32 protein-coding genes and 1 pseudogene are annotated in these 25797 nt (G+C 39.7%); 5 read left to right on the top strand and 28 right to left on the bottom strand.

Annotated features, from left to right (window positions below; genetic code table 11):
• Positions 1-332 precede the first annotated feature (332 nt).
• Positions 333-1655: a transposase family protein gene (locus KTB61_RS12185; RefSeq protein ID WP_216697618.1), complete on the bottom strand. Its 1323-nt coding sequence runs from the start codon at positions 1653-1655 to the stop codon at positions 333-335.
• A 336-nt stretch (positions 1656-1991) separates the two neighbouring features.
• On the opposite strand from KTB61_RS12185, the gene KTB61_RS12180 reads away from it, so the two are divergent.
• A complete protein-coding gene (locus tag KTB61_RS12180; protein WP_216697617.1) occupies positions 1992-2564 on the top strand; it encodes a recombinase family protein in 573 nt (190 codons plus the stop codon).
• Positions 2565-2678: 114 nt separating this feature from the next.
• Here the strand turns inward: KTB61_RS12180 and KTB61_RS12175 are convergent, their stop codons facing one another.
• From KTB61_RS12175 to KTB61_RS12140, 8 genes are all read right to left on the bottom strand, one after another.
• The gene (locus tag KTB61_RS12175; RefSeq protein ID WP_216697616.1) at positions 2679-3647 is read right to left on the bottom strand and encodes an alpha/beta hydrolase; all 969 of its coding nucleotides are present in this window, start codon (positions 3645-3647) and stop codon (positions 2679-2681) included.
• Between the two features lie 192 nt (positions 3648-3839).
• On the bottom strand, positions 3840-4142 hold the full coding sequence (locus KTB61_RS12170) for a helix-turn-helix domain-containing protein (protein WP_216697615.1): 303 nt from the start codon (positions 4140-4142) through the stop codon (positions 3840-3842).
• Positions 4143-4496: 354 nt separating this feature from the next.
• Complete coding sequence (locus KTB61_RS12165; RefSeq protein ID WP_216697614.1) at positions 4497-5924, bottom strand: GAF domain-containing protein; 1428 nt, start codon at positions 5922-5924, stop codon at positions 4497-4499.
• 99 nt (positions 5925-6023) lie between these two features.
• The gene (locus KTB61_RS12160; RefSeq protein WP_216697613.1) at positions 6024-6443 is read right to left on the bottom strand and encodes a helix-turn-helix domain-containing protein; all 420 of its coding nucleotides are present in this window, start codon (positions 6441-6443) and stop codon (positions 6024-6026) included.
• Between the two features lie 327 nt (positions 6444-6770).
• Entirely contained in the window at positions 6771-7412 is a 642-nt protein-coding gene (locus KTB61_RS12155; protein ID WP_216697612.1) for a hypothetical protein, read from the bottom strand.
• 5 nt (positions 7413-7417) lie between these two features.
• Entirely contained in the window at positions 7418-7777 is a 360-nt protein-coding gene (locus tag KTB61_RS12150; protein WP_216697611.1) for an ASCH domain-containing protein, read from the bottom strand.
• A 71-nt stretch (positions 7778-7848) separates the two neighbouring features.
• The gene (locus KTB61_RS12145) at positions 7849-9135 is read right to left on the bottom strand and encodes an McrC family protein (protein ID WP_216697610.1); all 1287 of its coding nucleotides are present in this window, start codon (positions 9133-9135) and stop codon (positions 7849-7851) included.
• Complete coding sequence (locus KTB61_RS12140; protein ID WP_216697609.1) at positions 9132-10232, bottom strand: AAA family ATPase; 1101 nt, start codon at positions 10230-10232, stop codon at positions 9132-9134. The genes KTB61_RS12145 and KTB61_RS12140 overlap by 4 nt, the downstream gene beginning before the upstream one ends.
• 51 nt (positions 10233-10283) lie before the next feature.
• Here KTB61_RS12140 and KTB61_RS12135 point away from each other — a divergent pair.
• A pseudogene (locus KTB61_RS12135) lies at positions 10284-10568 on the top strand (aminoglycoside 6-adenylyltransferase); the annotation flags it as partial.
• A gap of 598 nt (positions 10569-11166) precedes the next feature.
• On the opposite strand, the gene KTB61_RS12130 reads toward KTB61_RS12135, so the two are convergent.
• The 13 genes from KTB61_RS12130 to KTB61_RS12070 form a co-directional block, all read right to left on the bottom strand.
• On the bottom strand, positions 11167-11304 hold the full coding sequence (locus KTB61_RS12130) for a helix-turn-helix domain-containing protein (protein WP_230973746.1): 138 nt from the start codon (positions 11302-11304) through the stop codon (positions 11167-11169).
• 194 nt (positions 11305-11498) lie between these two features.
• Positions 11499-11876, bottom strand: coding sequence for a type II toxin-antitoxin system death-on-curing family toxin (locus KTB61_RS12125; RefSeq protein ID WP_216697608.1), 378 nt, complete (start codon positions 11874-11876; stop codon positions 11499-11501).
• Positions 11873-12115, bottom strand: a complete 243-nt coding sequence (locus KTB61_RS12120; protein WP_216697607.1) for a type II toxin-antitoxin system Phd/YefM family antitoxin — start codon at positions 12113-12115, stop codon at positions 11873-11875. The genes KTB61_RS12125 and KTB61_RS12120 overlap by 4 nt, the downstream gene beginning before the upstream one ends.
• A gap of 131 nt (positions 12116-12246) precedes the next feature.
• The gene (gene xerA, locus KTB61_RS12115; protein ID WP_216697606.1) at positions 12247-13218 is read right to left on the bottom strand and encodes a site-specific tyrosine recombinase/integron integrase; all 972 of its coding nucleotides are present in this window, start codon (positions 13216-13218) and stop codon (positions 12247-12249) included.
• A gap of 85 nt (positions 13219-13303) precedes the next feature.
• Entirely contained in the window at positions 13304-13900 is a 597-nt protein-coding gene (locus tag KTB61_RS12110) for a YczE/YyaS/YitT family protein (protein WP_216697605.1), read from the bottom strand.
• Between the two features lie 3 nt (positions 13901-13903).
• Positions 13904-15235: an MATE family efflux transporter gene (locus tag KTB61_RS12105; RefSeq protein WP_216697604.1), complete on the bottom strand. Its 1332-nt coding sequence runs from the start codon at positions 15233-15235 to the stop codon at positions 13904-13906.
• Positions 15236-15455: 220 nt separating this feature from the next.
• Complete coding sequence (locus KTB61_RS12100) at positions 15456-15779, bottom strand: hypothetical protein (RefSeq protein ID WP_004613237.1); 324 nt, start codon at positions 15777-15779, stop codon at positions 15456-15458.
• Between the two features lie 76 nt (positions 15780-15855).
• Entirely contained in the window at positions 15856-16272 is a 417-nt protein-coding gene (locus KTB61_RS12095) for a YjdF family protein (protein WP_216697603.1), read from the bottom strand.
• Positions 16273-16465: 193 nt separating this feature from the next.
• Positions 16466-16867 carry an iron chaperone gene (locus tag KTB61_RS12090; RefSeq protein WP_216697602.1) on the bottom strand — a complete coding sequence of 134 codons (402 nt, stop codon included), beginning with the start codon at positions 16865-16867 and terminating at the stop codon, positions 16466-16468.
• 24 nt (positions 16868-16891) lie between these two features.
• Positions 16892-17242 carry a DUF2200 domain-containing protein gene (locus KTB61_RS12085; RefSeq protein ID WP_216697601.1) on the bottom strand — a complete coding sequence of 117 codons (351 nt, stop codon included), beginning with the start codon at positions 17240-17242 and terminating at the stop codon, positions 16892-16894.
• A 227-nt stretch (positions 17243-17469) separates the two neighbouring features.
• Entirely contained in the window at positions 17470-17742 is a 273-nt protein-coding gene (locus KTB61_RS12080) for a hypothetical protein (RefSeq protein WP_216697600.1), read from the bottom strand.
• Positions 17743-17773: 31 nt separating this feature from the next.
• Positions 17774-18184, bottom strand: coding sequence for a peptide deformylase (locus KTB61_RS12075; protein WP_075671588.1), 411 nt, complete (start codon positions 18182-18184; stop codon positions 17774-17776).
• A 21-nt stretch (positions 18185-18205) separates the two neighbouring features.
• The gene (locus KTB61_RS12070; RefSeq protein WP_216697599.1) at positions 18206-18661 is read right to left on the bottom strand and encodes a hypothetical protein; all 456 of its coding nucleotides are present in this window, start codon (positions 18659-18661) and stop codon (positions 18206-18208) included.
• A 363-nt stretch (positions 18662-19024) separates the two neighbouring features.
• Between KTB61_RS12070 and KTB61_RS12065 the strand changes: the two genes are divergently transcribed.
• Together KTB61_RS12065 and KTB61_RS13425 are read left to right on the top strand one after the other, a co-directional pair.
• Positions 19025-19411 carry a plasmid mobilization protein gene (locus tag KTB61_RS12065; protein WP_216697598.1) on the top strand — a complete coding sequence of 129 codons (387 nt, stop codon included), beginning with the start codon at positions 19025-19027 and terminating at the stop codon, positions 19409-19411.
• Entirely contained in the window at positions 19389-21038 is a 1650-nt protein-coding gene (locus KTB61_RS13425) for a relaxase/mobilization nuclease domain-containing protein (RefSeq protein ID WP_230973744.1), read from the top strand. Before KTB61_RS12065 ends, KTB61_RS13425 begins: the two co-directional genes overlap by 23 nt.
• 126 nt (positions 21039-21164) lie before the next feature.
• Here KTB61_RS13425 and KTB61_RS12050 read toward each other — a convergent pair whose 3' ends face one another.
• The 6 genes from KTB61_RS12050 to acgA are packed head-to-tail and all read right to left on the bottom strand — an operon-like array spanning position 21165 to position 25132.
• Complete coding sequence (locus tag KTB61_RS12050; RefSeq protein ID WP_143249396.1) at positions 21165-22109, bottom strand: SIR2 family NAD-dependent protein deacylase; 945 nt, start codon at positions 22107-22109, stop codon at positions 21165-21167.
• Positions 22110-22130: 21 nt separating this feature from the next.
• Positions 22131-22904, bottom strand: coding sequence for a protein-ADP-ribose hydrolase (locus tag KTB61_RS12045; protein WP_075758599.1), 774 nt, complete (start codon positions 22902-22904; stop codon positions 22131-22133).
• A 4-nt stretch (positions 22905-22908) separates the two neighbouring features.
• Positions 22909-23520, bottom strand: a complete 612-nt coding sequence (locus tag KTB61_RS12040; protein WP_075758598.1) for a 4Fe-4S binding protein — start codon at positions 23518-23520, stop codon at positions 22909-22911.
• Between the two features lie 10 nt (positions 23521-23530).
• Positions 23531-23785, bottom strand: a complete 255-nt coding sequence (locus KTB61_RS12035; RefSeq protein ID WP_216697620.1) for a nitroreductase family protein — start codon at positions 23783-23785, stop codon at positions 23531-23533.
• 21 nt (positions 23786-23806) lie between these two features.
• A complete protein-coding gene (acgM, locus tag KTB61_RS12030) occupies positions 23807-24868 on the bottom strand; it encodes a radical SAM/SPASM domain protein, ACGX system (protein WP_216697597.1) in 1062 nt (353 codons plus the stop codon).
• A gap of 30 nt (positions 24869-24898) precedes the next feature.
• Complete coding sequence (acgA, locus tag KTB61_RS12025; RefSeq protein ID WP_075758595.1) at positions 24899-25132, bottom strand: ACGX-repeat peptide; 234 nt, start codon at positions 25130-25132, stop codon at positions 24899-24901.
• Between the two features lie 216 nt (positions 25133-25348).
• On the opposite strand from acgA, the gene KTB61_RS12020 reads away from it, so the two are divergent.
• The gene (locus tag KTB61_RS12020) at positions 25349-25669 is read left to right on the top strand and encodes a winged helix-turn-helix transcriptional regulator (RefSeq protein WP_216697596.1); all 321 of its coding nucleotides are present in this window, start codon (positions 25349-25351) and stop codon (positions 25667-25669) included.
• Positions 25670-25797 lie beyond the last annotated feature (128 nt).

Here is a 25797-nt window from a genome sequence, read left to right as displayed (position 1 = left end):
TTAAATTGTTTGTCATAGTGCTTTGCCATAATGAGATCCTCCTTCAGTGCGGTACTTACATTGTACCATGAAATAATAGATTGGTAATTCTCATTTTGACTTGTACTATTTATATTCTAGCACCAAAAAATCAATTATGTTATCCGTGTTCCAGAACTGAAAGGTAAATAACCTTTCATCCCATCCTTTTTTATGAAGCTTATCCAAAAAGTGATTGTAGTTTCGGCAAGTTATCCACATCGCCATCCTGCACTATCCCTGCTCAAATAAAAAATGTTGATAAATTTTACATTTTTCACTTGGCAGGCATCACCTTCTTTGCTAAACTAAAGTCAGTTTGGAACTGCTTCATGCAGCTCACTGCTTATATCTTCTGTCCTTGTTAGTTGCCGTCCAAAGCTTGCTAACAGTTCAGAAGATATTTCTTTTTGTAGCTTTTTGATTCCGTTCTTCTTTAAGAAAAAGAATTCATACAGTTGTTTTACGAAATCCGCTATCTGTTCCATCAGGTAGTGATTTTTTTGTGCCGTTTCATTCCAGCTGCAGGCATGTCCGATATTTCCCTGCCAGTGCTTCTGACGGTTAAATCCCTGATTTTCTATCTTCCAACGTAATCGTCCGGACTTGATGATTTTCTTCACGTTGCTCTTTGTAATACGGATATTTGTGATCCATGCAAATTCTGTCTGAACCTCGTTGCCGGATTTCTTTTGCCTTTCCCGATAATAGACCAAATTGACATCACGTTCCTGGAACATTATGTCATTCTGAAATTCAATATCATCATCAATCACTTCTTTTTCCGGTAGAGAACGATATTCTTTTGCTATCGACGATGCACATCCTTCTTTGTACCGTATAATATAATCCCAGCCGTTATTCTCACAGATCTCCAATACCGTCTGGCTTACATATAATCCATCTGCAAGTATAATAATCGGAAGTCTTGGAAACCTGTCTTTGATCTTCTTTGCCAGCCTTTTGAAGGCCTTACTTTCGCAGTCTTGTTTTACAGCATCACGGCTCTTATTGATATATTCCTCAGAATTCTCTATTGTTTCACTTCCAATACTGCAGACGATGTCATTTCCGAAGTAGATTTTTGCCTCCAGGACGCCTCGGTGATATCTTGTGTACTCATTCGTTTCCCCTCTATGGTAAGTCCGGCTCAGATAGGCGGGATTCTTTTGAGTATTTCCTTCATCCAGTTCCGTTGCATCAAAAATAACGAGCCATTTTCCGAAAACCTTTGCTTCATCGAATGTCTTTCTTCGGATCATCGTATAAACGCTCTCTTTCTGGATTTTTTCCAGTTCTTCCGGTTTCAGTTTTTCCAGAAATTCATTTTCCGTAACACTGTGTGGAATAAACATACGTGCATCTCTTTCCATAAAGGAATAAAGATTTTTCACTACAGCCTCATTTTCTGAAAGGCGATCCATAGCGCGCATACTTGAAACAGCACCAATCGCTTTATAGTACATTGTTCCAAGCATCTCACGTATTGAATAAGTGATGTAACCCTGGTGACGTGGATCAGCTACTTTATCAAACCATTTGAAGAGGTTTGGCAGATACTTATTCTGAATCTTATTGCATTCTACAATCGGATTCTGCTCCATTTTTCGTTTCATTCGATTTTCTAATCTTCCCATGTTAGCCACCTTTGCGAAAAAGTTTTTCTTCTATTTTACCGCAAAGGTAGCCAATTCTTTACTATTGCAGGAAAATTTAGTGCGAATTATTTTTACCTTTCAGGACTGTCCGTGTTCGTTTCAGTTCGTTTCCATGATAGTTCACTCTTTAATTCAAATAGTTCAGTAAAATATTGATTAAATCATTAATTCTTGGAATACTCGCAATCTAACCTATACCCTAAATGGACATTGCGTTCCTTTGATCATTTTGTTAAAATAGAGTCATAAAATCTAATTTTGAACAAAATGCAACCAACATTATAAACGTCATTGGACAAATAGGGGGGCTTGTTTATGGCTAATGGTAAGAATATCGCATACGTGAGAGTATCCACCCTGGAACAGAACGAGGCGAGACAGCGTGAGGCCCTGCAGCCTTACAATATAGATAAGTGGTTCATCGAGAAAGCATCTGGCAAGGACACTCAACGTCCGAAGCTTCAGGAGATGCTGGAATACATCCGCGAGGATGATACCGTTTATGTAGAAGAGTTCTCCAGACTTGGCAGATCCACAGCTGATCTACTGGCAACGGTGAAGCAGATCGAAGATACCGGTGCAAAGTTCATCAGCCTGAAGGAGAATTTCGATACACATACTCCAGCCGGTAAACTGCAGATGACCATGATGGCTGCCATAGCCGAGTTTGAGAGAGCGATGATCCTGGAGCGTCAGCGGGAAGGAATTGCCATTGCAAAAAGGGAAGGCAAATACAAAGGCCGTAAGGCCGTCAGCGTTCCGAACATAGGAGAGTATTACCAGAAGTATATGTCCAGACAGGCTACCAAGACTTCTATCGCAGAAGAGCTTGGCATCAGCCGAACTACTCTGGATAAACTTTTCAAAGAGCATCTGGAAACACAATAGCAGAACATGTATCATTTCCAGAAAATTGGAAATCTTCTATATTAATATGTACAAACAGCAGAAGCGCCAACTACTGATCACTTCGATCAATAGCTGACGCTTCGCTTCATTATATTAATACACCGGGATTGTCTTCACATTTTTCTCACGCCAAATGCAATGCCAGAAGAAGCTACAAATCTTTCTGATTGCATCACCAGTTTCATCTCGATCACACTGAAACAGAGGAAAATCATGAACCAAAGTTGGATCTTGATACTCTTCAAAACTAACAAGAATATCATTGAACAATAGTAGTGCTGCGGCAAAGGAATGACTGTGCTTATTTAAGAAGTCCCCTTCACTAGTGATGAATATGCAGGGTGGAAGAGAGCCAGCGACCTCATTTCTTTCCGGACTTCGATATCTCTTCACTGCATCCTTTTTCGTATTCTTCCCCGAGAACAAGAACTTATAGAATAATTCACACGGGTTATTCCTATCTGCATAGAACATGCCACAGATCAGAGCCAGTCCTGTAATGCGTACTTTGTAGGGTCCGGTCTCGATACCAAACTCATCTGCCAGCTTGGGATTATGAAGAATAGCGGTTGCATATACTGTAAGAAATGCTCCGGCACTGTCACCTACAATAAATACACTTTCTGGATCACCCTCCATGGCAGCTGCAGAGTAAACAATCATTCTGATGGCAGTCACAATAGCTTCTACAACCTCATCAATGGTATGCTCCGGAAGCTTAGGATACTCGATTGCATATACCAGAAACTCCTTTGCTGCAAATTCACGGCACAGGTATTTGTTGAATTCCTTATTGCCTGTAATGAGCCCTCCGCCATGAATACTGATGATGATTGGTAGCTTTCGCTTGGCCTTTTCATCGTAAAACAGATCCATCCGATAATCAGGATCACCTTCTTTCTCCAAACCAACATCATCTGACCCAATTCCATGACCATAATATACATTTGATACCTGGTAAACATTCGGATATCGCATCGGCACAAAGGGTTGTTCTGCTTCCTGTTTCTTGAATTTCTTGCGTTCCTGATTGCACAGGAACTGCTTGATAGCCTGAATCATAATCTACCTCCATTTCTTTTCCTCATGAAAATGTATCGGTATGGGATCTAATCAGATCAGCCCGTCCAGACGACAACTAATCATTTTTGATTAAATCCCACACCTAAATTGTAGAAAAATCCTGATTACGACATTTGCACCGGCAGTCCAGATTCCAACCTGCTATCAGCACAAATAGGCAAGCCAATCAAATCAGGCTTCGTCAAGAAGCTTTTCAACATCCTTCAGAAGTGACATGGCGATACGAACTCTCATCATTGCGGCTTCTTTGGGTTTATCCTCTTCATCTTCACCTAACAGGTAATCCAGGGTTACGCCAAATGTATTGGCAATTGCCACATAGATATCGATGCCTCCAATTCTCTTGCCTATCTCAATCTTGCTGATATAACTATGGGATACGTTCAATTCCGCTGCCAGATCATACTGGTTCATTCTTGCGGCGTCTCTGAGTTTTCTAATCTTTCTACCGGTTGCTACGGGATTAAATGTCATTGCTTATTTACCTCCAAATTTCTGAAATCTTGTTAAGTTGCAAAATTCAGAAATCAGAGGTGGACCATGGCAATGGACAAAAGAAAAGAAGCTGCAATTCCTGCCTGTATAAGCAAGAACTACAGCTTCGTGATAGATATGCTGATATTTCACGGGATCAGCCTCCATTGACAGAAGTCAAGAGTATCAGCTCTTGCTTCTGCCAATATCAGGTATGGCCCATCCCAAACTTATCCGAAAAACATCCCATTTTCATCCCATGAAGAAAATCAGAAAAAAAGCATCCCAAATCCATCCTAAAGACGGGATGAAAATGAGATGCCTCTTATTTCACTCAATATTCAGTTATTTTTGTCAAAAAACATAATCCGGATCCATATCATCTCTGCTATCCAGACGCTTCACCAGATACTGGTACTCCTCATCCGGAATGCATTTCTGAGCTGTCTCCTGTAAGCTGTTCGCCTTATCCAGGTTCGATGTCATGCGATAAGCTCTGATCTTCCAGTAATATCCTTCCGTATTATTGGCAACGATTGCCATGGATTTAGCCGCATAGTGGTGAAGAGTTTCATAATCTCCTTCATGGTAGAGAATATGAAGAAGTCTCTTGATTGCCATAAGATATAAGCTTTCCATATGATGCTGTGCCTGCGTCAGCCAAGATGGCGCCTTAGCTTCCATACGGATTGGCCCCTTATACATCGCCACCATATCTTCCAGTATGTGTCTTCTTGTAATAGAATCCGCTACCCGGTTAACCATCTCAGACATCTTCATGAATTCCTGGACATCGACTACCACCTTCAGATTCGGATTAAACTTGTATCCAGCATCATCTCTGTAAATGAGTGGCAGCTTAAGCAGAGTACATTTGTTTACAATAGCGTTAACTGCTCGTCTTACCTTTTGACCTTCCTGCAGATAATCTTCATATTCCTTCCATATTTCTATTTCCATCTCTCTGGCACTTTTCGTTTTAGGATAAAATGCCATGTATGCCAGAACGATTCTCTGATCTGGCGTAAAATTCTCATGAATATACTGACCACCGATATGGGTAATCTTCACACCATCAAACAACCCCAGGCGAACTTCATTTTCATCTGAGATATTGAAGTTTTCAGCCTGCAGACGAATTGATTTCGTTGTCTTAAATTGGTTCAGCTCCATCATCAAAGCATAAGTGCAAAGCTGAAGAAGAGCAATATCACCAAAATGCTTCTTCGGATTTCTTACAACTACAAAGCCCTGGGAAATCTTATAAAACGGAAACCCCATGACCGAGGTTGCTTCCAATCTCGTGTATAAAGCATACTCCGCAGGATCTACATCCTTTACTGCCTCCACATCTTCAACCAGAATAGGTTCATTCCTGTAAAATGCTCTGATCCAGGACTTAGCATAGTGGGTGTACTCTTCAGGAAGAAGCAGCTTCTTGATATTAGCCTTTTCGATATCATCACAGCCTTCACGAGAACCCCAACGCATAAACCAATAATCCAGATCAAGATTAATCTCCAGAACACATACAAAATCAGATTCGTAATACTCCCTTAGCATATTCATTAGATGGCTACTGATAACCTTCGAATCTGTTGATCCGTGCAAAGCGACAGCACACTCCTGGAGAAGCATTACGGAACCATCTCCAGATAAATGAGTAGGCTGAGCAACATCCATCTCTTCCTCAGTTACCAACGTTGTTTCATCAGCATTTTCTTCCTCTTCAGATTTGAAAATGTTGCCCGCAAAACGCATAAAATTAGATCCAAACCCCAATTGCATCCCCTCCTATGTAACCGTGAAATTAAAAAAGCCGCAGTACTGTCTGGTCATTAACCTGACAGCCATGCGGCAATAACGTTCATTTTAAGTTTCTTATTCGTCTTCTTGTTCAGTCGATTTCATCTCTGCTTCAATCTCTTGCATTCGTTTCTCTGCATCAGCATTTCCATGTTCCAAACTCCAAAGATGCTTACCTAAATCCTCCATGATATCCACAGATGGTTCTGAAAGTTCTTCCATCAATTTTGCAAGAATTCGTATTCTGTGCCTCAATTGAAATTTCAGTGATGTCCCCTTGTAAAAATACTCCAAGGTCATATCATAATACTCTGCCAAACGGAGTATCATTGTTGCACTTGCAGGTTTTCTGCCGTTTTCGACTGCACAAAGGTGATTATCCGAATAATCTATATGGCTTGCCAAGTATTTCTGAGTGTGATTATTATATTCTCGCAATCTACGAATGTTTCCACCAATAATCAAATCATCTTTTGTTACGGCTACGCTTGCCATCGGACATCACCCCCTTCTCGACATAGTTTTCTACTTTCATTATAAAATAATGAAGCATTTCTCATAATTTCGGTTTTGGCGCGAATTAGAGCAGTATGCTCTAGTCCATTAGATGTCATCGGCGACTCTTTCGTCATGTGGTACGTCCCTTTCAAATATGTATTCTAAGCGCAAAAAACCCACAGACTATTCTTCGTAAAGAGTAGTCTGTGGGATTCAAGATTCAGGCTTAGTTATATTATTGTAACGTACCGGTGGCGGAGCAGGTACCGGAAGTGACAGCAATACAAAAGGAGCCCTTTCGGACTCCTTCTCACGTTCAATATTCTATTCGTCATCTCCACGATTCTCGGTGCAGATATCATCCAGCCACCCTTCATCGTAAGAGCTTCCGCAGTCCTTGTATGGTACAGCACGAGGTCTGCCCATCTTATACAAGGAGCAATTTTTCGGTCCATAGCAAAATGTTTCAAACCGGAACTTCTGAGTGACACCCCAATTGTACTCGATCGTAACATTTGCCATGCAGGCCCATTTACAGGTAAAGCATTTACCCTTCCAACGGGACTTGTCTAGCATACGGCATCCACGCCAGTCATACACAGAAAGAGCAGGAAGATCACCTATCCAAGGTTCAGATGTTTCTTCTTCACTAACCGGTGCCTCTTTCAGTTTCTTCAATGCACTGGCACGGTAATAATCTGCATATTCCCATTCCGGATATTTCTTTGTCCAGGCTGTACCTTTGATTTCATCGCCAATATGGCAGCAAAGCTTTTCATATTGTTTCTCAGAAATCGCAACAGAGAAATCGCCTTCAGTCCCATTTGCCACACCGGTCAGGAAAATGTTGTAGCCGGTCATAGAATGCGTGCGGTTGTCCAGACGATATCTCCATACATTGGATCTTGGCTGCCCGGAGCGGATTACTCCCTGAAATGCAATTTTTACCGGCATCTGTTCCTTCATAATTCTTATTCCTCACACTGATCAATCAATACTAACTCAATACCAAGTGCTCCGTACTTCATTTCCGCTTCCATGGAATAGTACTGACGCATAGCATCAGCCGCTTCTTCTGAAGACAATGCTCCATCAAAGCCACAGACAGAAAATGGAATAGTACTGAACAACTCTACAAAAGACGGAGCGTGATGCAGAGCAGTTACTTCTGTGAAAAGCTTCTGCGCTGGATTAGTTGTATTGGTAAATGTAATCGTATCTCCAATATTTATCAGCTGGCGTTTCTCATCGTTCAAGCGGAGTTCAATATTCTTTTTTCCGGTCTCGATTGCAATGAATGGATCCGGATTCAGTTTCATGTTGTGGTTCATAAGATCAGATTCCTTCCAATGATTATTGTTTTTTAGCCTTAAAAGAATCTGGCAACAGTTACAGACCCCCATCAACAATTGGAATTTACTATTTTAGCAATCCCATCTTGAAGATTTCGCGAAAAAGCATATATTCCATCTTTCTCAGATATAGACCCAAACGATACATATGCAACATGCACTTTCACGTTTTGAACTATATACGTTGAACATAGGCGCACATATCCAGGATCTCTAGATTGCTTAGCTTCTTCTGGATATACTAATATGATTTCCTGGCTACCAGTCGCACTGCAAAATGCATAAGCTTCATATAAATCGGCTCTTTCAATCTCACCAGTCTTAGGAGTACTTAAAGATTTATATTTAGCATCTACCAAGAACAATGTTTTTCCTGATAAATCTTTAGAATATATTTCTATATCGGGATATACATTGACATTATATTTTTTTCCATCAACGTATTTCATTCCCCATAGATTTTGACTTTGTGCAACTGCTTTATATGTCTTATTGCTTTTACTCATGCCTAATGTAATAAGCCATTCCCAAAGTTGCCATGTATCTACAATAAATCCTGGAGCCATTAGTTTTCCATTCTCTAACGATGCACCTAATCCATTAATAATATCATAGGACAAATCATATGCATTTTTCCATTCTCGATTACGCACAGGAATAGTTAATCTTGATTTACTTGGATATCCTTGATTACCAAATTCAGTAATGGCCGAACTTAATATGTTCTTGGTTTGAATATCCGCAGTAAAAGGAGCTACTATACGCATAGCTTCTCTTATAGTTGCATTATAAGCATTGAGCCTATCAAATCTTACCAAAGATTGCTGAATCCCATCTGGATGACGTTCAAAAACCACACTAAAATCAATATCACCTTCGATAGAATAATCATGTATTTTTTGGTTTCTGTATTGCCTAATAGGCTTTCTTCTGCAGGCCAAATATTCATATGCCAAAATACGTCCAGCCATTTCATACAGAGAATTAGAATAAGACGCCGAAGAAGTAATTCGATCGGAAGACAGGATAGTACCATGTTTTGACAACGTCGACAATAAATACAAGGCCTCTTGCCAATTATCATTGGAATCACTTTTAATGAACTTAGGACGTATTTCTAATTCAATATTATGAGTTAATTGAATAACACCAGCTATACCCAAAGCCCGAATTTTTCTATCGGATAATACCAGGGCATCTCGATTAATCTTGAGATATGAAGCGATTCGTCGATTTGCCTTTTCAATTCCAGCAATGATTTCATTGATCTCAGCGTTATTTTTTCCCAGTAAGTCAACAGAAATACCTGTGCTATATTCTATTAGTACGGCTCTCATTTCACATTACTCTCTATAGCTAAGTACAGACCGTAAATGGTATCTCTATTGATATCATTGTGTTTTAACAACACTCTCGTTTCACCAGCAAAATTAATTTCTTCTAAACTATATGGTGAATTATCGTCCTCAGCATTTAAAATATACGCCAGAGAAATACTATCTCCAAAAAATAGTTCTTGCAAATGTACGTATATCATTGCCCACACTTCACTAACGAAATCTAAAGCAGCTTCTTTCGTTTTATCTCTGGGCAATGTGGATAAAAACACCCCTTGACCAATCTGATATTCAGGGCCTCTTCCGGTACTAATTAAAGAATTAATTCTTTCCAGTGCAGCGAATGATACTCTATATACGTCTTCTGCGCATCCACATACAGGCGATATAGCAGAAGCTTTATCGATATTAAACATCGTATAAAGAACATTATAATCTGGCTCAAGAGTATAACTTTGCCATCTTCTAAGAAAGGCGACATCAAGTGGAGCTACTGATGCATCTGCCTGATTCATTGCTGCAAGAATATAAAGATTATCAGAAAATGCATACTCTACCATTTTTCCAGATTTAGGATCTAAAATCTCGAAAAATTGAGTTGTAGGAAGTATTTCGTTATTATAACCTAAACGCTTGTCGCTCTCGATGGCAACAATACTTCCTCCAAACACTTCTATTGCTGGACCTCTATTCAATTCATCAATAATAAGCAATGCTGCACTATCTGGTTGCTTTGCATATTCATTTGCTCTATACAAAATACCTTCGTTTACAGTATAACCACCTGCAGTTCCAAATTCCGGGACAATTCCGGTCAGGAAATCTCGGTACTTTGAGTTCTGATGTAATGTTGTTCTAAATACTTTTCTATGCTTCTTATTAAGCATTGCAAGGTTAATTCCTGTCGGTAAGGTTACAGCAGGGATTGGAATAGCTGACCCTTTAACATGTGTAGGTACATCAAGTTTCTCGCCGCCTTCAAGGAATGCTTTTGCGACTTCGTTCATCACCTTTGATTTACCTGTTCCAGGCGCTCCTAAAAGAAGCACGTTATGTTTATCATTTAACAAACCGAGTAATTTTTCTTTATTTTCCATTAGTAAAACTAACCCCACTCTCTACATCTATATATCCCATTGGTGTAGTTGCTGATTGGTATCAAACAGGGATTTCATTTCAGTTTGGGAAAAAACTATAAATTTATGAAGCAATATGTCCCAGAGGAATTGTGGGAACGACTTATGTCCACTTATAATATGGATTCCTATCCCCATATGTGGGAATCCTTTGAACAATGTATGGCATTGTTCCGGGAGGTTTCGTCAGAAGTGGCATGCCAGTTGGATTACCAGTATCCACTATATGATGAAAAAATCAGTAATTATGTGATTCGGCAAAAGAAAAAATATGGCATTGAAGATGATAACAAATAAAATTTTTTCAATCGAAAAAATTTATTTTGATTATTCAATTTTGAAAAACTGAATACCTCAAAATCAGAAAGAGAGCGGCCAAGCACTTTGAGGGATTGGCCGCCTTGTCCACCCATCCAGCGGGACAGCGGGCGGAGGTCAAGGCCGGGTGTAAACCCGTTCATTTCAGCCTTGACGGTTGCCCGTTGTCCTGCTACTTTTCCGGGAGTGTGGCCACAACTTCGGGACACTTTGTCCACAAGTTGGAGCGTAGGACGAGGAACTGGGGCTTTCATATACGCCCTGTCTGCTGATGAGTCCAGACCTGCGCTTGCGGCTCCACGCCACGCAAGCACAGCCCTGTTTTCCTGCCGCTTCAAATGCCCTTGCCCTCCCCGGCGGCAACGGCATTTTCACGGCAACGCCGGCAGAGCGTATAACACACTACACTTTGCTTCGCAAAGTCGTGTGCCAAATGGGGGCGTTGCCCCCTTTGGAAACCCCCACAAGAAAAGGCGGTACGCTACCCCTCCACGGGGCGCATACCGCCTTTTCTTGTTATCCAGCCCTCCGGCTGTATCGGTTGAGCAAAAGTCCGCGTGGGATTGATGTGGTATCTTTAACTTTGGGAAACTCCCCTTTCCCATTTTGAGATTGTTTTATCGCTGATACTAAGCTTATCTGCCAATTCCCGTTGAGTATATTTTTTTGCTTTTCTTTCTTCAGCAATAAATTTCCCTATCTTAATTTGGTCCATAGGTTCGTGTCCTCCTTTCTGGATTCATTGTATAAATTTCCACTGTTTATTTACACCCACGTAACGTAGAATATGGTGAGTTTTAGCGGTTTCTACGCTCCGTAGAGTTGTAATTTACTTAAGAAACTTCAAATAATCGCATGCATTCAGACTCTTTGCAAAGGCTGAATACACGCATTATATAAAATAAATAGTTACTCCTGATGATTCAATACCCACCTAAGCATAGCACCATACTCCAAGCTACCATCTGCTACTGAGAGAACCATTTCGTATAGTTCTTTTTGTGTATAGCGTAATTCAATTCCATTCAAAGCAAAGAATACAAGCATCGCATGCGTTCCTATACGTTTATTCCCATCCAACATACAATGATTTTTAATCAAACCATAGCCCAGACGTGTACCCTTTGCTTGTATCGTTGGATATAATTCCTCTCCGGCAAATGCTTGAAATGGAGCCTCAATGGCTGATTCCAACAAATTGAAATCTCTCACACCAGGGGTTCCTCCAGTCTGTTTAATAAGCTCTGAATGGAGCATTAAAATCTGCTCTTTACTCAGTCTTTTCATTTAGCAAGCACCTCATAAGCCTCTTTATTCTGTGCAAGCAATCTTTTTGAAATCTCGAGCACATCCTCATCCTTCGCTACTGCACTTTCATCCGCTTTGCTAAAATCGATCACTAAATATCTTGGTGCATTATTCTTAAGTATAACAACTGAGCCAAGCTCATCTACTAACCTTGCAACTTTTGAAAAGTTCTGATTTGCTTCTGTAATTGAAACCATTGTGTTTGTATCTATTGTCATGCGAACACCTCCTAAATCTTATATGGTTAGTATATTACTTTTCTAGGATAAATTCAACCTATTTCAATATATTATAGTAAAATATCAGCCATAAAATGACTTGTTTAATTCAGTTCTCTCTCGTAAAATCACTATGAAATATGTTTTCTATGTGACAGCTTCACGTTATTTTGATTTACCATAGCATATCTAAGCGTGGTGTCAATCTGCTCATGTCCAAGTATCTTCTGCACTTGTTCAATTGGCATCCCCTTTTCTATCGCTCTAGTTGCCATAGTCCTCCTGAATTTATGTGGGTGCACCTTTTCTACACCTAACTTCTTTCCCATTTCTCGCAAGCGTAATTCCACACCACTTTCAGTGAGCCTACTGTGTGGTTTATTCAAAGAAACAAATAATGCACTATTATTATCGGTCCTTGAGTCAATATAGTTTATCAAATGAATCTTTGTCTTTGCATCAAAATATGCTTTTCGTTCCTTATCTCCTTTTCCATAAACAACACATTCACGTTCTGAGAAATCTATATCATCAATATTCAATCTTACCAACTCACCTACTCGAATTCCTGTCGAAAGCAAGAAATCAATCATTGCTCTGTCACGTAAATTATTACAATTATCCCTAAGAATCTCAACTTTCTCATCTGAAATAGTATCTTTTACAATAACCGCTGTCTTCACCTTATGAATTCTTTTCATCGGGCTTTTTATTATATAATCCTCTTCTTCCAACCACGAAAAGAAAGTGGAAAGGCTCCTACGAATATTATCTATAGTCACCTTTCCACAATTATTTATTGATTGATACTCAACAAGATATTTTCGTAACATTTCAGTAGTTATTTTAACTACCGGAACACTAATAGTATCTAGCATCTTTTCGATATTACACCTATAATAACGTATTGTTTTGTCTGAACAACCTTCTAAATGCTTGGCTGTCAAAAACATATCCAAAAACTCTTCATTACTGGTTTGAAAATAATCAGATATACTATTTTCAGACAATCGATTTACCAACACTTCCTGTAATTTCTGCATCTGTGATGCATTTAAAACCTCTGCCATATCGTTGATGATATTATAAATTTCTTTACCCATAAGTGACACACTCCTTTTTTGAAGAAGTATATCGCAGAAAAATCGCTATCTCAACCAGGCGTATTACTGAAAGTTATAATGGTTATTATGCTTTATTCTCTATCATAGCATACAATAATTGCAATGTTTTTTGAATCATCACACCGGATAGAAGTATTGTACAAATAGTACACATTCCAAACTTTCCGCCTAAGAACATACCGAATAGCACCACCATGGCATCAAGTGCTATACGCACATATTTGATCTGCCAGGAATGCTTTTTTGCCAATGCAAATGTTACCGCTTCATAGGAGCCTCTTCCCCAATCAGCATAAGAATAGATGGCTGTTCCTACTGCAAACAGAACAATCCCCATCAGCATCATAAAGAAATTAAAGATTTTAGTTTCTGTGTAGTGCATCAACGGCTGAAACAAATCTGTACATCCACTATAGATGATTTGATATAAAATAGTACCCAGATAAATCTGGCTGCGATCATAGAACAGACAAAAGACAATCATTCCTACTGCAACCACAAAGGATGCCTGTCCCAATGTGATATGTAACACATAAGAAACTCCTTGCCATAAAACAGCCAGAGTAGCTCCTCCAAATCCGGCATAGATTGCCAGATCTATTCCAAATGCAGCAATCACAGAACCGATTACAACATAGATTATTTTCTTGATGATATTCATATTCTATCCCTTCTTTAATACTTTTTTCATTAGCAATGCTGAAATCAAAGCTGCTGTAAATTCTGTAAATACAAATGCTACATACACGCCATTCGCATCCCACATCTTACTGAAAATGACGGAAGCTGGAATAATCACTACGATATATCGTATTAAGGAAATGATCAAGGAAATAAGTCCCTTTCCAAGAGCTTCACAAACTCCCGATGTTACAACTGACAATGAAGATATGGCAAATCCAAGACTGATGATCGTTAATGCAGTTACACCATACTGCACAATGGCAGCATCTTCAGAGTAGATAGATATCAGCTGTTCCGGAAAAAGCTGACAAGCTGCAGTTCCAAACAACATAATTCCTATAATAAAAACTTCTGCTGTTCCCGCGATTTTTTTCACTCTCTCCCACTGCCCTGCACCGTAGTTATAACTGATTAAAGGTCGGATTCCCTGAATGATTCCATTGGCTGACAGATAAATAAATGTCTGTAGCTTATAATAGATTCCTAAAATCAAGATATAGGTATCTCCAAAAGCAGTTAAAATTGTATTTAATGCAGAAATCAGCACGGAAGGCAATGCCATATTTAAAGTTGCCGGGATGCCGACACCATAAACACTCTTGAGTTCATTGTTTTCAAATCGTATGTATTTCCAGCTGGTTTTTGCAGGAATCGGAGTCATAAAATAAAAGGATAAATATGCAATTAGTGTGCATACCTGTCCAATTCCCGTTGCAATTGCAGCACCCTTCATGCCCATTGCAGGAAACTTCCCAAAACCAAAGATCATGATTGGATCTAATACAATATTTACAATAAATCCCACCATCATGCTGCACATCGATACTTTCATCCTGCCTACCGATTGAAAAATTTTTTCATAAGCTACAGAAACCTGAATAATAACTGTAAATAACAAAACCCAATTTGCATATTCTAACCCTAAATTTATAATTTCCTGTTCTTTAGTAAAATGTTGCATAAATGCCGGCATTCCAATGAAAAAGCATATAGTAAGTATGATTCCATGTATCATACTCAAAAATACACCTGTTGATGCGATATGGTTTGCTTTTTTCTCCTCATTTGCACCTATCGAATATGCAATCATAGCGTTCAAGCCAATTCCAAAGCCGACTGCAATAGCATTGATCATATTTTGTACCGGAAATACAATAGACAAAGCTGTCATTGCATTTTGACTGATTTTTGCCACAAAGTAACTATCTACAATATTATAAAGTGCGTTCACTGCCATAGATAAAATCATAGGTACGGACATTTGTAATACAAGCGGAACAATTTTTTTCTCTTTCATAAATTGCTGATTCATTCGATTCCTCCATAAAAAAAGACTATACGGCCTAGCTGTTTATATCAGAAACAGTGTAAACCCTATAGTCTTATTATAGTCTGACGGACTTTTATTTATTTTTCAAACAATATTCTAGTAGGAAATCTCTATCTTGTCAATCTGTTTATCCTCTACAAAGCTGATTCAACGATAACTTCCAATTTCTTACGCCAGCTTTACAAACTTGAATTTGACTTGCCTATTTTCTTAAAATCTCATGTGGAGCTTCTATTTCATTTGCCAAGGTATGCTCTGTTAATTCTGACATCAATTTCAATTTTTTATTAATCAATGGTCGCATACAATTAGGAACATGTTCCTGATGCGCTCTGTGGATTGCTACACATTCCTTACAGTTTCCGTGATAACGACAGGCTTTCAGGCAAGGACAGTGATCTTTGTCTTTATACTCCTTACGAAATTCCGCTGCAAATTCTTCTTGCAGTCTCAGCCCCTCGACACGGTTTCCCTTATGAAATTCTACCATTGCATCCAGTTCTTTCTGGTTCCCTTCAATCTTCATGTTATTATAGCGCCTCCATTTCAACTATTCCTCATTTTCTGATAAATTCCGATTTGAGCAAAAAGCCCAAGGGACATTAATGCCCCTTATGCTTTTTTCTCTTCTTTTGCTGTTTCAGTTCAAACATTCGCAGTTTTTCCGCTTCTTTTTTCTCTTGGCTTCTTACCTTGCGCTCTTGCTTGTTCTGTTCCTGTTGTAATTTCAAGGCCTGTTGCGATTTTGTGCCAATGCCTATTTCCTGCATCTGCTTTTTCGCTTCACGCTGCATCCTTTTCGGATTTCTTTTTATATCCTTTGCAACAGTATCAACAGCCGGACTGAATTTCAAACTGAAATAGTATTTTTGAACATATTCCTGTACTTCGTAATCTTTTGGCTCTGCACCAAAAGTCACTTTTGCCACAGATAATTTACCATTTTCGATACGTTCAAATATTCCTACCCAAAATGGTTCTTCAAAATATACTGTCAGCTTTCCACTTACTTTGTCCATAAGAATCCCTCCTAAATAATAGTTTAACAAAGAATGGACAACCCGGAGGGGCAGGTTACTTACCCTATTAGAAATAGGACGGCTGGGCTACCTACCAGCTCTAGTACATTTTTAGGTGTACATTGCGTTTTTATCTTTGCATTTATAATCAAGCCATATGGCAGGATTAACTTATTTAGACAAATTCAATTTTTCACTTTGTATCAAAACTTTGTCTTACCACATTTTCAATTGTCTTTATTGGCAGTTCTTTGTCGTATGGGATATAAATCGCATTTTTCTTTATTACAAATTCGCTTAATTGTGGTTTAAGTATTTCAATAATCTCCATATCCACATACAGACTAATGTGTTTTTTGCAGGCAGCTAAAGATATCGTATGCTTGTCTTTTTCAAACAATGGCATACTCCAAGCTATTCGTTCTCTTACTTCAGGAACACAATGCCGAATTAAATTTCTTAATTCCACAACATATGTTCTCGCTTCTGGAATCTGTAATTTTACATATTCATCAACACTTTCGGGAGCCTTACCACAATAGTGTCCTTGGTTTGTTCTTTTAAATTCTCTTCTACATTTAGGGCATGTCCACACAACAAAACCTCCACAAAGCATTTGTTATTTTCTCAATATTTTCTCCAACGTTTTTCCTCTTGCCAGCTCATCGACTAATTTATCAAGATAGCGTATTTCCTGCATCAGCGGTTCTTCGATTTCTTCTACACGAATACCACAGATTTTTCCTGTAATCATTTTCCGATCAGGATTAAGTTGTGGAGCTTTCAAAAAGAACTCTCCATATTCAACGTCATTTACCAAAAAATCTGCTATCTGCTCTTTATTATATCCCGTTAACCAACAGGTAATCTCATCTATTTCATCTCTTGTTTGTCCCTTTTTCTCAGCCTTTGCAATAAGAAGAGGATAAACCTTTGAAAAGGACATCTTATATATTTTATTGTTTGTCATATCAACACTCCTTTAACTTCAAATCTTCTCCTTCTTAATTTCTGCTCTCTCTGTTTCTCTATCATTTTCTTATGACTGTAATTCAGTCATAAAATTGACTGCAGCCTCCAGGTCTTTTTCATTTAGGCCAAAGCTATTGGCACCTCTGCTTCACCTTCACTGTTTATACCATACTCCAGTTTCAAAGGTTCTAACCATTTCGCATTCCATTGTTGTTTACTTATTCTTTACAGCCCATTTCTGTAAATCTCATTGATCACCGCCTGGGCATGTTCCATCTCTTTTTTCTGTATGATTGCATCTCTGTCACTTAAGATTGCAAGCATTTCATCTACCAGATCCTCGATTCGTGGATTACTTACCCGATACAAATAGCCAAGCATCCGGGTGGCAGTATAATCTGTATTCATATTTTTATAGGCTATTTCCGCACAGAACTCTTTTGGATATCCTCTGTCCAGCAAAACCTTGTATAATTCGTCCGTTCGTTCCGATGCCATAAGCAGTCACTCCTGTTATTTCAAAAATTTCTTAAATCAAAATCCCTTCCAGATGATCCAGCTCATGCTGGCAGATCTGTGCCGGCCAGCCGCTCAGTTTCTGCCGCTGCTTTTTCCAGTTCATATCATAATATTCCACTTCGATATTTTCATATCTTGTGGTTTTTCTCACGCCGGTAAGGGAGAGGCAGCCTTCTTCCGTTTCATACGGAGTATCCTTACTCAGCAGTACCGGATTAAACATTACGATATCTACGAATCCCATATTCACAATAATGACTCGCTTTTTCACTCCAATCATATTCGCAGCCATACCCACACAACCGGCGCGATTTGCCTGTAAGGTATCCTGCAAATCTTTTCCCACCTGCAGATCTGCCTTTGTCGCCGGTTCTGATTTTTGTCCCAGAAAGAACACGTCTTTCATTATCGGTTTTACCATCTATCATTCCTCCACGTCATATCATTTCTTCTTTTTCTTTGCATCGCTGAATTCATCCATCATATAGGAAACACTGGTTACTTCCCAGAATGCATCCTGCTTTTGCTTTCTTTTTTGTCTTATATTTTCTTTCTGTGTTTCATTTCTGCTTTCAATCTGTTGGTTCAGACAGTCGATCTGATCCATTGCTTCATCATATAATTTCAACTGATCCGCATCTGCAAAAGGAAGCAGTGTCTTCAAGTGCTGGTATCTTCCTTCAATTAGTTTTTTCCGTTTTTCACGAACCTCATAATCAGAAGAACGCATGACAATCTGAACACTTTCTCTAATAATCCGGCAATCATTTCTGATACTCTGATCGGTTGCCTGCTCCAAAACCGCTTTGTCTATTGGCATTCCCTTTTTATATCCCTGTATCATGACTTTTGCCCATGCGTCTATGTCAGATCTTCCTTTTTTCCAAAATAATCCCATCTGTTCACCCTCCAGAATCATATTCTGATTATATCAACAAAATCATATTTCTTCCATAGCGAGGTTTTTTCATTTCCATGTTGTATAAGGGGCTCTCTTTTCCCATATAAGTGAGAGGTTCTTTTTCTAAGAGCAAGATCCACCCGTGTTTAACAGTAGTGCCATTTTGGCAACTGTTGCACTTACGGGTTTTCATTTGATGGGGATTCCGTTTCCCCATGCCCTCGTTTTTGACATCACAGATGTCTTTTGGCTTCCACTGAAAAAGTGGTCGCAGCAAAAATGGTACAAATGGAAGGGGCAGCCATTTATACCTATGTTGGCATCACAATGTGATGAATGATTCCGTTGGAAGGGAGGAATATGGAGAGAAGAAATAAAAGAAAAGAAGTTACACATCCACATTTTGTAGCTGTACGACTTACTGATGCAGAGATGGCTCTTTTAGATCAGGGGGCATCTATTCTTGGGATTTCCAGATCAGAGTATCTAAGAAAATTACTTCTTGAAAAGGAAATTACAAACACCATCGAGGTGATAGCTGACATGGATGAACTTCGGAAGCTGGTCAGTGAATACGGTAAAATCGGATCGAATCTCAATCAGATTGCAAGGTATTTTAACACCGGCGGAGAATGGTCTGAGGAAATAAAGGATGGGATCCGGCAATGTATTTCCGAGCTGTTCTCTTTGAGAAAAGAAGTATTACGAATGGCAGGTGAATTGCATGGCCATAATCAAACACATTAAAAGCAGAAATGCGAACTATTCTGATGCCCTGGAATATCTGCTTTTTCAACACAATGAAAAAACAGGAAAACCGGTTCTGGATGATTCCGGCAGAAAGATCCTGCGGGAAGAATTTTATATGGATGGACTGAATTGTGATCCGATGTCTTTTGACAAAGAGTGCGAGAAGACTAATCAGTTTTTTCACAAAAATCAGAAAAGAGGAGATATCAAAAGCCACCATTACATCATCAGTTTTGACCCGGCAGATGCAACAGAATGTGGACTTACCGGCAAAAAGGCCCAAGCTCTGTGTCTGGAATATGCCCGAAAAAACTTTCCCGGCTATCAGGCACTGGTAGTCACTCATACGGACGGACACAATGGATCCGGTAACATTCATACCCATATCGTCATTAACAGTGTCCGCAAATATGCAGTTGAACGACAGGACTACATGGACAAGCCCCATGAGCAGGAAGCCGGATATAAACACCGCTCCACAAACAAATTACTGGATCATCTGAAACAGGAAGTCATGGATATGTGCAACCGGGAAGGACTACATCAAGTTGACCTTCTTTCTCCTGCTCCCGCAAAAATAACTAAAGAAGAATACTGGGCAAAGGCGCATGGGCAGGATGAACTGGATAAAGTGAATGAGAAAATCCGTGCTGCCGGACTTAAACCGGCTTCCACCGTATTCCAGACACAGAAACAGTTTCTGCGGGATGCGATTGATGAATGTTCCCAACTGTCCGGAAGTTTTGATGAATTCCAGTCGCTGCTTTTGGACAGATACAATATTTCTGTCATCGAGAAAAGAGGAAGTTATCGTTATCTTCATCCGGACCGAAACAAACGAATCTCTGCAGAATCTCTGGGTACCAACTATGGAAAAGACTTTCTGGAACAGGTATTTCAGAATCATGAAAACAGGAAAAATCTTTCTCACGAAAGGACACACAAATCGGAGAGTGCTTCAAAAGCCGATTATCATACAGATCCATTTGTCATCTTTTACATAAAATCAGAGCTCCGTCTCGTGACAGATCTCCAGACAAATGTAAAGGCTATGCAGAATCAGGCTTATGTCCAGAAGGTAAAAATCGGCAATCTCCAACAAATGGCAAATACCCTGATTTTTATCCAGGATCATGGTTATGACACCAGAGATGATCTGGAAAAGCAGGCCTCAGATATTCAGGAAAAAATGGAAGATGCTCAGGATCAGCTTTCTGAACTCACTTCCAAAATGAAAACGCTGAACTCACAGATCCACTACACCGGTCAGTATTTTGCTTCCAAATCAGTGTATGCAGAATTTCTAAAATCACGAAATAAAAAGAAATTCCGGCAAGAGCATTCTTCAGAAATCAGATCCTATGAGGAAGCCCGCGACTGGTTAAAAGCGTTCTATCCGGACGGAAAGATGTTGTCAATGAAGGCACTGAAATCTCAAAAATCAGAATTAAAGGAATCTATTGATGCCCAGAAATCGGTTGTAAAACGCTCGATATTCAATCTCTTTCGCTCTTTTCTTTGCCTCTGCCTTCGTGTCATATGTTTCCCATTTCTGTCTGCGTTTTCCCTCACTGTCATTGTAATGATAGATCACACAAAACTTGTTTCCCCGTTTTTTAATTGATGCCATGTATTATTTCGCCTCCATATTCTCTCTGTAATTTAACCAGTCTTCAAATTCTGCTCTAGGTATCACTGGAATTTGTCAGGTTAAAAAAACAACGTCATTTCAATCTGTATGACGGAATAATCACTTACCCAACACTTCCTTCACGATATCTTTGATGCTCTCAGCCATATCCGCATTAATACCTACTGCTCTTTCTCCAAAACTCTCCGGTACAACTGCCTGGTCAAGATTCAGTCTTATCAGACTGATATTATCATGTTCTCTTACAAGTTTTTCAAACGGAAACCGGATAATTGTCGGTGTATTAAATCCTACTCCCAGTTCCAGAAGAACCAACTTCTTATTAATTGCTTCTGACAAATAATTAGAAAATCTTTCTTCTGCCTCATACCAGGCAACATCCTGAACAAAAAAGTTATCCTTACGGAGATTCATATCCATAGGTCCTCCACAAACAGGACACTTTGGTACCATGGAGGATGGAATCTTGCAGTCAGTTCTTGCCTGATCCATCTGGCAAAACAGCTCAACCGCATCATAAGTTTTATCATGACAGCCTTTGCCACACTGGATATGAAAATAATCCCCCTGGGTACAGAAAATCTTTTCATCCGGCAGGCCTGCTTTTACGAACTGTGCATCTGCATTTGTGCTTAATACAAATAGCTTCTTGTCAGATAACGATTCCAAAAGTAGTCTATGAAGTGGTGTTACATTAAGAGTTATTCCGGCGAGCAATGCCTGTTTCGACCAGTATCCCCAATAGCTTTCCTCATCTGGGAACGGATAAAAGCCTGCAGAATACATATCCTGCATGTACGGACCTTTCCCATATTTTTTCTGAAACTCTCCGAAGTTCTCTTCAAAGAACTTGCCGCCGTACTGTGCTCCGGCAGCCGTACTCATTCCGGCTCCAGCCCCGATCAAAACATACTCTGCATTTCGTATCATTTCGGCAGCGTCTTTTATCTGCTGGTCATAAGGGGTGTATTGATTGATATAGTCCCTTGCAGGTATCCCGCAGAGAAAAGATTCAAATGTCATTTTCTTGTTGGGAAACTTCATCCATTTCAAAAGCATCACCTTCTATCTTAACAGTTCCCTGTAGATTTCTTCATCCTGATCTTTGAACACATTAAAAACCACCTTAATGGAACTGTTTGTTTTCTCTTTATATTCTTTGATTGTTTTCACAGCAATCTCGGCTGCCCGTTCATTTGGAAACATAAATACCCCTGTTGAAATACAGCAGAACGCAATGGAGTCCACTCCATTTTCATTTGCAATTTCAACGCAGGATTTATAGCATGACTCCAGCAATTCCTCATGCTTTTTCGTCAATTTTCCCTGAACGATCGGACCTACCGTATGGATCACATAGTCACATGGAAGATTATATGACGGTGTAATCTTTGCCTGACCGGTTGGCTCTTGATACCCTTGCTCTTCCATGATTTCAGCACATGTAAGCCTCAGTTGGATCCCGGCATAGGTATGGATACAGTTATCAATACAGTTATGACATGGCTGATAACATCCTGTCATGCCGCTGTTTGCCGCATTTACAATGGCCCCAACCTTAAGCCTTGTGATATCTCCCTTCCAGATATAGATATCCTGCTGTATCTCTTCCATATCCGAAAGTGTGACAACACCTTTTTCTGCATTAATCTGCCGTAAATATTCATCCTGAACACTTAAAAAATCTTCATCCATTGTGCCAGGCATTCTGATATTCATTAGGGATCGGAGCATAGCTTTCTGCTCATCGGTACCTACCGGTATCTGTATATTGCTATATCTCGGCTGTTCCTTTAATAATCTCTTAATCAGAAATAAACGTTTTTCACTCTGATTCATCTCTTCATCTTCTTTCAATGGCTTTTATCGGACAGTTTTCATAACAGTTTCCGCAGTGAAGGCAATGATTCTGTCGGATCTTAAAAGGAGAACCATCCTCTATACACCTCTGGGGACACATTTCCCTGCAGGTTCCGCAGCCAATGCAATTTTCGGTTATGAAATATCCTTTTTCTTTCAGTTTAACATCTCCTAATCGGTATGTCTCCCGAAAAATTGGATTCACACCGAGATTAAAATACTCGATTTCAGCAGTATCAATGCAAAAGATGATTCCAATGTTTCTGGTATCTCCCGGATACACATTTGCAAGATACGGCTGTTCCTCAAAGATTTTATCCCTCCACTTAATCTGTTCCTCTTCGGGAACAGCATATGCTTTTCCTGACAAACGGATCATTTCTTTGTATTTGGTATAGCATAGTATCTGAACTCTTCCATCCTCCAGCAGTTCTTTACAAAAATTCTTTCCCTTTGCTGTAAAAAAATATAACGCATCCGGTTCATAATGGATGGCGCTGATATTTCTGATCTGAGGTGCACCATCGCTGTCTACTGTTGCAAACGCGAGCACACCGACCAATTCCATTTTCTTAAGACATGTTGCCAGATCCATATGGCACCTCCTACTCAATAGCCTTTATTCTGCCGGGTTTTCTTGGTTTACTGTGCGACTGCTCTTTCGAGACAAAGCTTCCGCCTAAATGTGTACGGTCAAAATTAGCCATATTCATTTTTCCTACATGAGACGCCAGTTCTTTGTCATGAATCGCAACCATCATGCTTCTCTGCCCACCGCCTGCATTTGGAGCAAAATTACCAGCTTCCAAAATTGTCTCAAGTTTCTCTCTGCTTATCTGCTCATTCGTATATTTTCTGATAGAATGCCTTGATCAAATCCATTAACATGATAGTTCCTCCCCGGTTATTTCATTCTTCGTTTTCCAGCACTGCGGATCTGCTCCATAGAAATCTCCATTTGTTCCATTGGCAACAGCAGGGCAGCCTCTGCACCATGATTTTAATTCGCACTTACTGCACTTCGTGAATTTATCATACTCTCTATAGTTTTCCATCTGACAGATCCATACATCTGCCAACCTGTCTTCAAACACATTTGCCACCTTACTATTCGTAACCCTTCTGCACGCCATCACATGACCATTTGACGAAATCGTGATATGGCAATTACCACAATTACAGCCGCCGTAAATCATCCCTTCTTTTGCATTTGAAGGCAGTTTAAACTGTCCTGTCTCATATTTGTAAAGAGTCCACAGGTGGTCTTTTTTATTAAAATAGGTCTCACATCCCGCTGCTTCATATACCTTATACTTTGCATCGCATATTTCCAGAAGATTTCTGTATTCCTGTGGTGTCATGCTGGTATCCACTTCTCCACCAGTCGGCACATAACGGGAAAATGCAAAGACCTTAACATTCGCTTTTACAACTGCATCAATAACATCTGGTATCTCATCCATATTTGTCTTTGAAACAGTACTCATAATAATACTTTTTATCCCAGCACGATTCAGGCAGCCAACTTTTTCCAAGGTAAGATCAAAGCTCCCGGGCTTTCTGAACCAATCGTGCGTTTCTCTCATTCCATCCAGTGACATCTGATATTTTTCACAGCCACAGACTTTCAGCATTCTGCAGATTTCATAATCTAGGTGGAACGGATTACCCATAAGCGTAAATGGTATATCCTTACTCTTTAACAATACCATCAATTTCCAGAAATCAGGATGAAGGATAGGATCTCCCCCGGTAATGTAGAAGTATGGCACTCTATTGTACACTTTACAGAAATCCTCACAATTCGCTACCACCTCCTGCATCTGTTCCCAGGTCATGCTCTTAAGTTCCCTGCAACCTTTTCCCGAGAAAATATAGCAGTGCTTGCAACGCTGATCACATTCATCTGTAATATGCCATTGAAAAGCAAAATACTGGCTCATCCTATCTCACTCCCTTCCCTTGATTTCTACTTACTTATCAGATGCTCCGCATGCTGTTCCACATGCTGCCGGTTTCTCTTCCGGTTTGTCAGCTACTCCGCACGCTGTTCCACATGCTGTTGGCTTATCAGCTGCTCCACATGCACTTCCGCATGCTGCTGGCTTGTCTTCTGATTTGTCAGCTGCTCCACATGCTGTCCCGCATGCTGCGCTTGTCTGTTTGTTCTCGTCTTCGTTCCATCCTGCAATGTTTGTTAATGACATTTTAGTTACCTCCTGCAATATTATTTTGGGGCTTTGCTCTGTTGCACCTTTAGAATAGCAAGACCGGGCTTCAAAAAAAAAGTACGCACATTTTTATTACAGAGGCACAAAAAAGTAACCCAGGTCACCTTTTTGTAACTGATTGACAGTTCTATGAGTGCTACATTATAATTTGATATAACAATCAAAATGCATCTAATATAAGGAGTTGATTCTATGCTGACAAAAGAAGAATTGCCAGAATGTCCGGTTGCCACTACCGTCGCCCTGATTGGAAGTAAATGGAAGTTGCTTATCATAAGAAATCTGTTAGAACGCCCCTGGCGTTTCAATGAACTTAAGAAGGATTTAGAAGGTATCAGCCAGAAGGTTCTCACCGACAGCCTCCGCTCCATGGAAAGTGATGGCTTGATTACAAGAACTGTCTATCCGGAAGTTCCGCCAAGAGTAGAATATGCCTTAAGTGATTTGGGCAAGTCCCTTAAGCCAATCCTTGATTCCATGGTTGAGTGGGGGAATGCCTATAAAAAAATGTAATATAAAAGAGTGAAGATAATTTCGTATTAAGAGATATCTTCACTCTTATTTTTGTGTACATATTGTCCTAAATATCAATTTATACCACAGTATATCACAAAATCCCTTATTACATATACTTTTCAAGC

It is taken from the genome of Anaerostipes faecalis (genome assembly GCF_018982945.1).
GTDB classification, from domain to species: Bacteria; Bacillota; Clostridia; order Lachnospirales; family Lachnospiraceae; genus Anaerostipes; species Anaerostipes faecalis.
Note: the sequence above shows the minus strand (reverse complement) of the source record. Positions and strands in the feature narration are given on the sequence as shown.